11 protein-coding genes are annotated in these 12,015 nt (G+C 43.7%); all 11 read left to right on the forward strand.

Features of this window, described 5'->3' with window-relative positions:
* Nucleotides 1–39: 39 nt before the first annotated feature.
* The 11 genes from ftsH (at nucleotide 40) to lysS (ending at nucleotide 11,625) form a co-directional block, all read left to right on the forward strand.
* Nucleotides 40–2,043, forward strand: a complete 2,004-nt coding sequence (ftsH, locus tag CSV67_RS15740; RefSeq protein WP_099632539.1) for an ATP-dependent zinc metalloprotease FtsH — start codon at nucleotides 40–42, stop codon at nucleotides 2,041–2,043.
* 139 nt (nucleotides 2,044–2,182) lie between these two features.
* Nucleotides 2,183–2,947 carry a type III pantothenate kinase gene (locus CSV67_RS15745; RefSeq protein WP_099632540.1) on the forward strand — a complete coding sequence of 255 codons (765 nt, stop codon included), beginning with the start codon at nucleotides 2,183–2,185 and terminating at the stop codon, nucleotides 2,945–2,947.
* 12 nt (nucleotides 2,948–2,959) lie between these two features.
* Nucleotides 2,960–3,829: an Hsp33 family molecular chaperone HslO gene (hslO, locus tag CSV67_RS15750; RefSeq protein WP_099632541.1), complete on the forward strand. Its 870-nt coding sequence runs from the start codon at nucleotides 2,960–2,962 to the stop codon at nucleotides 3,827–3,829.
* Nucleotides 3,830–4,113: 284 nt separating this feature from the next.
* The gene (cysK, locus tag CSV67_RS15755; protein ID WP_099632542.1) at nucleotides 4,114–5,040 is read left to right on the forward strand and encodes a cysteine synthase A; all 927 of its coding nucleotides are present in this window, start codon (nucleotides 4,114–4,116) and stop codon (nucleotides 5,038–5,040) included.
* A 231-nt stretch (nucleotides 5,041–5,271) separates the two neighbouring features.
* Nucleotides 5,272–5,913, forward strand: a complete 642-nt coding sequence (locus CSV67_RS15760; RefSeq protein ID WP_099632543.1) for a peroxiredoxin family protein — start codon at nucleotides 5,272–5,274, stop codon at nucleotides 5,911–5,913.
* Between the two features lie 26 nt (nucleotides 5,914–5,939).
* Entirely contained in the window at nucleotides 5,940–7,370 is a 1,431-nt protein-coding gene (locus CSV67_RS15765) for an anthranilate synthase component I family protein (protein WP_099632544.1), read from the forward strand.
* Nucleotides 7,371–7,378: 8 nt separating this feature from the next.
* A complete protein-coding gene (pabC, locus tag CSV67_RS15770) occupies nucleotides 7,379–8,221 on the forward strand; it encodes an aminodeoxychorismate lyase (RefSeq protein WP_369803195.1) in 843 nt (280 codons plus the stop codon).
* Nucleotides 8,221–9,072: a dihydropteroate synthase gene (gene folP, locus CSV67_RS15775; protein WP_099632546.1), complete on the forward strand. Its 852-nt coding sequence runs from the start codon at nucleotides 8,221–8,223 to the stop codon at nucleotides 9,070–9,072. Before pabC ends, folP begins: the two co-directional genes overlap by 1 nt.
* A 21-nt stretch (nucleotides 9,073–9,093) precedes the next feature.
* A complete protein-coding gene (gene folB / locus CSV67_RS15780) occupies nucleotides 9,094–9,462 on the forward strand; it encodes a dihydroneopterin aldolase (protein WP_099632547.1) in 369 nt (122 codons plus the stop codon).
* On the forward strand, nucleotides 9,459–9,974 hold the full coding sequence (gene folK / locus CSV67_RS15785; protein ID WP_143560720.1) for a 2-amino-4-hydroxy-6-hydroxymethyldihydropteridine diphosphokinase: 516 nt from the start codon (nucleotides 9,459–9,461) through the stop codon (nucleotides 9,972–9,974). Before folB ends, folK begins: the two co-directional genes overlap by 4 nt.
* A 160-nt stretch (nucleotides 9,975–10,134) precedes the next feature.
* On the forward strand, nucleotides 10,135–11,625 hold the full coding sequence (gene lysS / locus CSV67_RS15790) for a lysine--tRNA ligase (protein WP_099632548.1): 1,491 nt from the start codon (nucleotides 10,135–10,137) through the stop codon (nucleotides 11,623–11,625).
* The last annotated feature ends 390 nt before the right edge of the window (nucleotides 11,626–12,015 follow it).

The following is a 12,015-nucleotide window of genomic DNA, read 5'->3' on the forward strand; positions in this document are numbered from 1 at the left end:
TCTGTTTAGTTTTTGTTGAATGAGATGAGGAGGCTTGGGATGAATCGAATACTTCGATACTTTCTTTTATATGGATTGATCTTCCTAGCAATTATGGGTATTTTCAGTTCGCTTAACAATCCAAATCCGAAGATGAAACCAATTCGGTATGATGAATTCGTCACAGCGCTGGAACAAGGAAAAGTCGAAAAAGCAACTTTTCAACCATTACAGCTTGTGTATGAAGTAAAAGGGGAAATGGCCGGCTACGAAAAAGGTGAAACTTTCGTAACGAACATACCAGAAAATGATATGGACAGTATCGGTGAAATTGTCAAAACGACAAGTACTGAGATTGAAATCCTACCGCCAAAAGAAACAAGCGCGTGGGTATCGTTCTTTACAGGACTCGTACCATTCATAATTATTATTATCCTTTTCTTCTTCTTACTGAACCAATCACAAGGCGGCGGTGGCGGCAAGGTGATGAACTTCGGGAAAAGTAAAGCGAAACTGCAAACGGACGATCGGAAGAAAGTACGTTTCAATGATGTTGCAGGTGCAGATGAGGAAAAAGCTGAGCTTGAAGAAGTCGTGGACTTCTTGAAAGATGCTAGTAAGTTTGTGGAGTTAGGTGCACGGATTCCAAAAGGGATCTTGCTAGTAGGACCTCCAGGTACAGGTAAAACATTGCTTGCACGTGCAGTAGCAGGTGAATCAGGCGTACCATTCTTCTCGATTTCAGGTTCTGACTTCGTTGAGATGTTCGTAGGTGTAGGTGCTTCTCGAGTGCGCGATTTATTTGAGAATGCCAAGAAAAACTCACCATGTATTATTTTTATTGATGAAATTGATGCAGTTGGACGTCAGCGTGGAGCCGGCTTAGGCGGCGGTCACGATGAGCGTGAACAAACATTGAACCAATTGCTAGTAGAAATGGATGGATTTGAAGGAAACGAAGGAATTATTATCGTTGCCGCTACAAACCGTCCGGATATTTTGGACCCGGCACTTCTTCGTCCGGGACGTTTTGACCGTCAAATTACGGTTGGCCGTCCTGATGTTAAAGGAAGAGAAGCTGTGTTGAAAGTTCACGCACGAAACAAACCACTTGATGATACAGTCGATATGAAAGCTCTTGCTCAACGTACTCCAGGATTCTCTGGTGCAGATCTTGAGAACTTATTGAATGAAGCGGCTCTTGTGGCGGCGAGAAGAGATAAAAAGAAAATCGATATGTCTGACATTGATGAAGCGACAGATCGTGTGATTGCAGGTCCTGCGAAAACAAATCGTGTCATCTCGAAAAAAGAACGAAATATCGTTGCGTTCCACGAAGCGGGTCACGTAGTTGTGGGCTTAATGCTTGACGATGCGGAAATCGTCCATAAAGTAACGATTGTTCCTCGTGGGCAAGCTGGCGGATACGCAGTTATGCTTCCGAAAGAAGACCGCTACTTCATGACAAAACCTGAACTCCTCGACAAAATTGCGGGTCTTCTAGGTGGACGCGTAGCAGAAGAAATTGTACTTGGTGATGTATCAACCGGTGCACATAACGACTTCCAGCGTGCTACAGGTATTGCGCGTTCGATGGTTACAGAATATGGAATGAGTGATAAAATCGGTCCGATGCAGTTCGGGCAGACGCAAGGCAGCCAAGTATTCCTTGGACGTGACTTTAACTCTGAACAAAACTATTCTGAAGCGATCGCATACGAGATTGATTCTGAAATGCAAATAACTATCAAAGAACAATACGAACGCACAAGACAAATTTTGACTGAAAACCGAGAGTTGCTTAATCTGATTGCAACCACTTTATTGGATGTCGAAACGTTGGATGCGGAACAAATCAATCACTTGAAGGATCACGGTACTTTACCTGATCGTCCTTACGACAACAACGATGATGACAAGAAAATTGTAGAAAACTCCCCTGCGGAAACTACAACCCCGGATAGCACGGGTGCGCCATCTGACCCATCAATCGGTGACTTGCCACGTGAAGGTGGAGCGGTAGATAAGACATTGCCGTCTATTGATGAAGAACGTAGAGACTAAGCGAACCCAACAGCCGACTGTATACAGTCGGCTGTTTTCTTATGAGGGGGAAACGTGTTCAGTACGCATTCACAGTATCTCGATGTGAAATTATGATATGATGTACGGGAAAAAGTCAAAGTAAGAGGGGACAACGACTATGTTATTAGTATTAGATACAGGCAATACGAATATTGTGTTAGGTGTATATGAAGGGGATCAACTAAAGCACCACTGGCGGATGGAAACCTACCGACATAAAACAGAAGACGAATACGCCATGCAAGTAAAGGCAATGTTCCAACATGTGGGGATTTCATTCGCTGACATCACGGGCATTATTATTTCATCCGTAGTGCCGCCTGTTATGTTCCCGTTAGAGCAAATGTGTAAAAAGTACTTTAATCAAAAGCCGATGGTCGTTGGACCTGGCGTGAAAACAGGATTAAATATTAAATATGAAAATCCTCGAGAAGTCGGTGCAGACCGGATTGTCAATGCGGTGGCAGCGATTCGCGAATACGGGAGCCCGCTCATTATCGTGGACTTTGGAACAGCTACCACGTATTGCTATGTGAATGAACATGGCGAATACATGGGTGGCTCCATCGCTCCTGGCATTAAAATCTCTATGGAAGCATTGTTTGATCGTGCCTCTAAACTACCGCGCGTTCAACTCGCACGGCCGGAGCATGTAGTAGGTAAGAACACCGTTGCTGCTATGCAGTCGGGTATTATTTTTGGTTACGTTGGACAGGTTGAAGGAATAGTCAATCGTATAAAAGAAGATTGTGCAGTCGAACCTACTGTAATCGCGACAGGTGGGATGGCAGAATTAATTGCATCTGAAACCGAAGTGATTGATATTGTAGATGACTTCCTGACGCTAAAAGGATTACATCTGATTTATGAAAGAAATTTGTAAGGAGAGAATAAAATGACAACAGATTACTTAGTAAAAGCATTGGCATTTGAAGGACAAATTCGTGCGTATGCGGTGCGTTCAACAGAAACGGTCGGAGAGGTACAAAAGCGTCATCAAATGTGGCCGACAGCGACTGCTGCCTTAGGTCGAACGATTTCAGCGTCAGTCATGATGGGTGCTATGTTAAAAGGCGATGATAGCATTACGGTAAAAATTCAGGGCGATGGTCCACTTGGTCCAATTGTCGTGGATGCTAATGCTAGAGGGGAAGTTCGTGGTTATGTAACGAATCCGCAAACGCACTTGCCGCTAAATGAACAAGGTAAATTAGACGTTCGTGGAGCAGTTGGTACGGAAGGTATGCTGTCGATCGTAAAAGATCTAGGGTTGAAAGATTACTTTACGGGGCAAGTACCGATTATTTCCGGGGAAATTGCCGAAGACTTCACCCAGTACATGGTAGTATCTGAACAAGTGCCATCCGCTGTGGCATTAGGCGTACTCGTTAATCCAGATAACACGGTTAAAGCATCAGGTGGCTTTATTCTGCAAGTAATGCCAGGTGCTACGGAAGAGACGATTGAATTGCTAGAAGGAAGAATCGCGAACATGACAGCGATTTCTACTATGATTGACAACGGATTGACACCTGAAGGAATCCTGGAAGAAGTACTAGGCCAGGAACATGTGGAATTCCTCTCTAGAATCGACGTGAAGTTTGATTGTGATTGTTCCAAGGAACGTTTTAGTGAAGCTATTAAAGGACTTGGAGCTGTAGAAATTCAAGCGATGATCGATGAAGATCATGGTGCGGAAGCGCAATGCCACTTCTGTTTGGAGAAGTATCAATTCTCTGAGCAAGAGCTTCGTGAATTACTTTGATTTTACTCTTAACTACTCACCCGTTGCCGAAAGTGTATTGCGGTAGCGGGTAATTTACTAATTTACATGAACTTATATAATCAATTTAGAAAGCGCTATCAGCATCCGCGCAAAGGATACTGCCTTGCGGGCATAACGACATCAGGCTTGCAGATCAACCTGTTTAGCGGAGGAATTGAAAAACCATAATCTTCCGAATGATTATATTGACAAGTAAAATAGAAGGTAGTAATATTAAGTCAATAAAACATATTAAAATACTTGGTATTGGGAGCGGATGACAAATGAGTAGAGTGGGAAATTCAGTTATTGATTTGGTAGGTAACACACCGTTAGTAAAATTAAATCGTTTGACAGGTGCAGATGACGCAGATGTGTATTTGAAACTTGAATTCTTCAATCCCGGCTCAAGCGTCAAGGATCGTATTGCGCTTGCCATGATCGAGGCGGCAGAAAAAAGCGGTGATCTAAAAGAAAATAGTACAATCATCGAACCGACTAGTGGCAATACAGGAATTGGGCTTGCTATGATTGCGGCAGCGAAAGGGTATAAATCTGTACTTGTCATGCCAGACACCATGAGCTTAGAGCGACGCAACTTACTTCGCGCATACGGAGCGGATTTAGTATTGACTCCTGGAGCTGAAGGAATGAAGGGTGCAATCTCGAAAGCCGAGCAATTAGCAGAAGAAAACGGCTGGTTCCTACCGCAGCAGTTCAATAATGAAGCAAACCCAGAAGTTCACCGTCTGACAACGGGACCCGAAATCGCGAATGCCTTGGATCAAGTAGATGCATTTATCTCGGGAATCGGGACGGGCGGTACAATTACAGGAGCAGGCGGCGTGCTAAAAGAGCGTTTCCCTGGAATTAATATCGTAGCGGTAGAGCCGGAAGATTCAGCGATATTATCTGGCGGTAAGCCAGGACCACATAAGATTCAAGGTATCGGTGCGGGATTCGTGCCGGAAGTATTGGATACAGAAATCTATGATGAGATTATCAAAGTTTCCAATGATGACGCATATACGTTTGCGCGTCGTGCGGCTCGTGAAGAAGGTATCCTTGGAGGAGTATCTTCAGGCGCGGCGATTGCAGCTGCGTTGCAAGTGGCGAAGAAGCTAGGCAAAGGCAAAACGGTAGTAGCGATCATTCCATCTAACGGAGAGCGTTACTTGAGCACACCTCTTTATCAGTTTGATGAAGAGTAAGGAGTAAGGTATCGTAGCATTCATTTGCTAGCACTGTATTGATTTCATTGACGTCATTTGATTCCTTGCATATATGAAACTGTCACTAGAAGTAGTAAGTTGCTTCTAGCGGCAGTTTCTTTTTATATCCAGTAAAAAAACTGCGCAATCGTCAGGCTGTTATCAGTGGGTGAAATTCTGTATAATTGAGACGAACCAATCTAGTTATACATAGAATAGAGGGGGCTCACTGTGAATAAAAAGTGGAGCATACTAGCGTCAGTTTTAATTGTGATTGTCATGGGCACGATAATTTTCCTATTAAAACAGGAAATTAAGGAGGAGACGGGCGGCCTTCCTGGTTACGAGGATCTGAATATGGAAAGCTTGCCGAAAGATGTGGTTGATCGTTTACCTGAAGATTGGCAAACTACTACGGATACGGGTAAGCCTGGACTGGCTAAAGGAGATTTGGCTCCGGACTTCGAATTAACTACACTTTCAGGTGACACAGTCAAATTGTCCGATTACCGTGGCAAGACGGTCATGTTGAATTTCTGGGCATCGTGGTGTCCGCCATGCCGTTCTGAAATGCCACATATGGAAAAGTACTATACAGACAATAAAGAGTCCGATGATATGGAGATACTCGCAGTCAATATGACGAAAACTGAGAAGAATAAGGTAAAGAGTGCGAAAGAATTCGTCGATGAATATAAATTAACGTTTCCAATTTTATTGGATAAGGACAGCGAAATAATGAAAATGTATCAGATAAAAGTCTATCCGACTTCGTATATTATCAATAAAGATGGTGTAATCACGGATAAAGTGATGCTGCCGTTGGATGATACGATGATCAAACAGTTAATAGAGGAAAGTAACGCGGAGTAAATACTAGAGACGCAGGGGGAACTAGCATGAATACAGTAGCCTATCAGACAGCTGCAATGACAAAAGACGAATTCTTTTATGCCTATCGCCAACTTGCAACAGGGAAAGACCGGCATGTTTTATTGGAGAGTGGTCGTGGCGGAGAGATGTGTGTGGCAGGACTTGATCCGCTTGTGACGTTCAATGCAACTAAAACAGGTCTACGTTTAGAGTGGCGCGATGGCAAAGAAGAATTGCTGACGGGAGAAGATCCGCTAGTTTTGTTGAATGACTTTATGGCGAAATATAACCTAGAGCATCAGAAAGATTTACCTGCCTTTCAAGGAGGAGCAATTGGGATGGTCAGTTACGATTATGTCAGACGCTATGAGGCTCTACCGCTTTTTGCGATGGACGACTTGACGACGCCTGACGTATTCTTTTATCTTTTTGATCAATGGGCTGTGTTCGATATAGAAAAAGAAGACGTCTACTTTATGGCATTGCCTGAAAAACGGCACGCGCTGGACAGTATGGTAAAGGAATGGACCGAAGCATCACAAACAGGTCTGCTGAATCGTCAATTTACTACTGGACAAGCAATAGACGTGGACGTTACAGAAGAAGATTTACAAGTTTCTGTAACAGGAGAACAGTTCGAGCAAATGGTGCGCGATGTACAGCAATTCATTGAGAACGGAGATGTCGTGCAAGTGAATTTGTCTGTACGACAGTCAAAACCGCTCGTCGCACCACCTTTATTGATGTATGAAGCATTACGCTCGTTCAATCCCTCACCCTATATGGCCTATATGGCGGCACCGAATTTTGAAGTAGTCTCCGGTTCGCCTGAATTATTGTTGAAAAAGCGCGGTACTGAATTGAGCACGCGACCAATTGGCGGTACACGAAAGCGTGGGATGACGGAAGCAGAAGACCTTGCCTTGCAGGAAGAGTTGATATCGAACACAAAGGAGATAGGTGAGCACAAGATGCTTGTCGATCTCGAATGCGCGGACTTTGAAGGCATCTGTCAGGAAGGTACAGTGGAAGTAGATGAATTCATGGTCGTCGAAAAGTATTCGCACGTCATGCATTTGGTATCGAATGTTCGTGGTACTGCGTCCTCTGAAGATCTGGCATCTATTGTGCGTGGAGTATTCCCTGGTGGCTCCATTACGGGAGATCCTAAATTGCGTACGATGGAAATCATTGAGGAGCTAGAGCCGACTCGTAGAGGGCTCTACACTGGATCGATGGGTTGGATAGGCTTCAACAGAGACATGGAATTGAATATCACGATTCGTACAGCATTCATTCAAGAGGGCATCGTGCATATCCAAGCGGGTGCTGGTTTAGTGCCCGATTCGAATCCTGCTGCTGAATATCAAGAGTCTCTTAATAAAGCGAAAGCGCTATGGCAAGCGAAAGAAATGGCTGAGTTGGCGATTCGTGATGAAAGTGAGCAACTGTATTGATTTGCTGGATGAACGGTAAGCGAGTAGTCGCGGAAGAACTGCTGATATCACCTTTTGATCATGGATTTCTTTACGGGCTGGGTTTTTTCGAGACATTCCGTACGTATGGCGGAGAAGTATTCCTCTACAAATCGCATATGATTCGCTTGCGGTCGGCATTGGCTGATTTCCGTATTAAAATGCCATATAGTGATGAAGAGATTCTATCAGCTATACATTCTTTGTATAAAGAAAATGGTTGTGTAGATGGCTATTATCGTTTGAACGTATCAGCGGGTGTGCATGATATCGGGCTTGCACCTACACAATATGAACAAGCTAATGTACTAATCTTCCAAAAAGTACTTACTCTACCGCCTGCGCATACGGAGAAAGATGGCGTCTGGCTTGCGACAACGCGTAATGAACCGGAAAGTGTCGTTCGTCATAAGTCGCACCAGTATGCAAATAATGTAAAAGGGCGTCTGGAATTACCTTCATTGAAAGAAACAGAAGGTCTATTTGTTACTTCGGACGGCTATGTGGCAGAAGGTATTACATCGAATGTATTTTGGGTGAAACTAGGCGAGTTGTATACACCTTCTTTGGAGACGGGGATCTTACCTGGTACGACGCGTGCGTTTGTCATCGAAATGGCTGGAGAACTAGGGTTGCCTATCAACGAAGGGTTATATATGCAGGAAGCGCTTGAATCAGCGGAAGAAGTATTTATTACCAACGCGATCCAGGAGCTAGTGCCAATTCGTCAGGTAGGAGAAGTGATGTTTTCTGGCAAGGAAGGACCGATTTATCAACGATTGCATGCGAGTTATCAAGAGGCAATCAATCGAATGAAAGTGAGTGACCAGTAATGGAATTATCAAAAGCACGTGCATCTTATAAATTGGGTGGAACGACGATTAATTTTAGCGAAGAAACAGTGATTATGGGGATATTGAATGTCACACCGGATTCATTTTCGGATGGTGGAAAATATGGTCGGCGAAACCTGGCGCTTGAACATGCGCGGACAATGCTTGCAGACGGTGCGAAAATCATTGACGTCGGTGGAGAGTCCACTCGTCCAGGGTACACGCCTATTTCAGTTGAAGAGGAAATAGATCGTGTTGTACCAATCATCGAAATACTCGCGAGGGAACTCGGCTGTGTATTATCAATCGACACGTCAAAAGCAGCTGTGGCGGAAGCGGCAATTATAGCGGGTGCAAGTATAATTAATGATGTGTGGGGCGCGAAGCGGGAACCGGCGATCGCGGAAGTGGCGGCGCGCTATGGTGTGCCTATCATTTTGATGCACAACCGTGAAAATCGTGATTACCAGCTACCGTTCATGGGGGCTATTATAGAAGATTTGCAGGAGAGTATCGATATTGCAAAGCGGGCTGGAGTTAATGAAGAGATGATTTGGCTGGATCCAGGCATCGGTTTCGCGAAAGATCTCGAGCAGAATATATTAGCAATGCAAGGGTTGTCTTCGATTGCGGAACTTGGATATCCGGTTTTACTCGGTACGTCTCGTAAAGGCATGATCGGTAAAGTGCTTGATCTACCAGTGGAAGAACGTATGGAGGGTACGGGTGCAACGGTTTGTTACGGTATTGAGCATGGCGCGCATATTATGCGTGTTCATGATGTGAAGGAAATCTCACGGATGGTCAAGATGATGGATGTATTGACTAAGAAAGCAGCATACACTGGGTAAGCGATAAAATGGAGGGATTTCATGGATTATATTCATTTGAATGATATGGAGTTTTACGGTTACCACGGCGCATTGCCTGAAGAGAATAAACTCGGACAACGTTTTCGGCTGACAGTTTCATTGGCTACGGATCTTGCGGAGGCCGGACAGACGGATGATTTATCGAAAACAATGAATTACGCAGAAGTGTATGAGATGTGTAAGAACATCGTGGAAGGTGAAGCGGTTCATCTGATCGAGACGGTGGCTGAAACAGTGGCCGGGACGATCATGACAGACTTCGCAGAAAAGATAAACGGTGTACGTGTCTTGCTTATAAAACCGGATCCACCGATTCGTGGACATTATTCATCCGTTTCCGTGGAAATCACGAGGGGGCGTTTCTCCTGAATAACGCCTATTTGTCACTGGGATCAAATATAGGCAATCGCCTTGAACATTTACAGCAAGCTGTGCAATTGTTAAATGAACATCCTTCTATTAATGTGTCAATAGTTTCTTCCGTGTACGAAACCGATCCAGTCGGACTAACGGAACAAGCGAAGTTTTTGAATATCGTGGTAAAGCTCAGCACGACATTAGAAGCAACGGAATTATTGAGTGTGTGCCAGTCTATTGAAAATAAGCTTGGTAGAATGCGTAAAATACGTTGGGGCCCCCGAACAGTAGACCTGGATATCTTGCTTTATAACGAGAGTCACTTCCAATTAGAGAATTTGATCATTCCGCATATACGTATGCAAGAGCGTGCATTCGTGCTCGTTCCGCTAGTTGAGATTAATAAGGATGTAAAGAATCCTATAACAGGAACTCTTTATCGTGAAGAACTGGCGATAAAAGAAGACGGGATAAATCTTTGGAAAAAGATTGGACGAGTCGAAGAGTTTTTACGACAAGATTGAACATTGAATGACCAAACTGCTCTATAATAGGGCAGTTTTTTCTATACAATGGAACGAGATGACTGTTTGTCCTTTTGTTAGGCCTGAAATTTGTGTACAATAGTTGCAGACGACTGATTCCGAGGATAGGGACGGTCAAAGTATGAAGGAGTGAAAGGAAATGTCCAATATGGATGAAATGAATGATCAGCTTTTGGTGAGACGCCAGAAGATGAATGATATACGTGAAGATGGTTTAGATCCGTTCGGTCAGCGTTTTGAACGCACACATCTGACAAGCGAGATACGCTCTACATATGAAGGGCAGTCAAAAGAGGATTTAGAAGAAAACGAGCAGGAGGTAACTATTGCTGGTCGCATCATGACAAAGCGTGGAAAAGGTAAAGCTGGGTTTGCTCACATTCAAGATCTTGGAGGTCAAATTCAGATTTACGTACGTTTGGACGCTATCGGTGAAGAGGCTTATAAGCTATTTACTTCTGCAGATCTTGGGGACATTGTCGGTGTCCAAGGTATTATCTTCAAAACAAAAGTAGGAGAACTTTCTATTAAAGCAACAAAGTTTACGTTCTTAACGAAAGCGTTGCGTCCGTTGCCTGAGAAATTCCATGGTCTACAAGACGTAGAACAACGCTATCGTCAGCGCTACTTGGATTTAATATCGACAGAAGGTAGCAAAGAAACGTTCATTATGCGCAGCCGGATCATTCAATCGATGCGTCATTACTTGGATGGACAAGGCTTCCTTGAAGTAGAAACACCTATGCTTCACGCAATAGCAGGGGGAGCAGCGGCCCGCCCATTCGTTACACATCACAATACACTCGATATGACATTGTATATGCGAATCGCTATCGAATTACATTTAAAGCGCCTGATCGTTGGAGGTCTTGAGAAAGTATATGAGATTGGACGTGTATTCCGTAATGAAGGAATGTCCACACGTCACAATCCTGAATTCACAATGATCGAGTTATATGAAGCCTATGCGGATTACAACGACATTATGGAATTAACAGAAAATCTTGTAGCGCATATCGCTCAAGAAGTACTGGGTACGACTACTATCCAGTACGGTGAAGATCAAATCGAATTAGCACCGCGCTGGAAGCGACTTCACATGGCAGACGCAGTCAAAGAGTTTACAGGTGTAGACTTCTGGCAGCAACTGACGAAAGAACAAGCGCATGAACTAGCAAAAGAGCATAACGTACAAGTAACTCCTTCTATGGAAGTAGGTCATGTACTGAATGAATTCTTCGAGCAGAAAGTAGAAGAAGAACTTGTCCAGCCAACATTCATCTATGGACATCCAGTAGAAGTATCGCCGCTTGCAAAGAAGAATCCGGAAGATCCGAGATACACAGATCGCTTCGAACTATTTATTGTACGCCGTGAACACGCGAATGCCTTCACGGAGTTGAATGATCCAATTGATCAGCGCGAACGCTTTGAATCGCAGTTGGTGGAAAAAGAACAAGGAAACGATGAAGCGCATGAAATGGATGAAGATTTCATTACGGCATTGGAATACGGACTACCACCAACAGGTGGACTCGGCATCGGAATCGACCGCCTCGTCATGTTGTTGACGAACTCGCAATCAATCCGTGACGTGCTACTATTCCCTCAAATGCGTCCTAAAGACTGATATGACAGCTCCAATAGCAATATTGGAGCTGTTTTTTTATTGCCGAAATACAGTGTTTTAATAGAATGTAAAAGAAAATCAAAAAGAATTTAAGAAAACAGTTGCATCTTTTGAAAACGGGTGGTATATTTATGAAGTTGCTTTTGAAGTTAGCGACTTAGCGAAAAACATAACGAAAAAGTTTTTACTAAAAGTGTTGACAACAAAACGATGAGATGTTATTATTAAAAAGTTGTCTCTTACGAGAGGCCGACCGAATGAACCTTGAAAACTGAACAGCAAAACGTTAACGAAATACAGTTTGTGCACCTAACGGTGACACCAACAAAATGAGTATCTTAATTGATGCCAGCAAATGAAACTCGAGCTAATCGAATTTCTCTTATGGAG

The sequence above is a fragment of the Sporosarcina sp. P2 genome (assembly GCF_002743255.1).
Lineage (GTDB): Bacteria > Bacillota > Bacilli > Bacillales_A > Planococcaceae > Sporosarcina.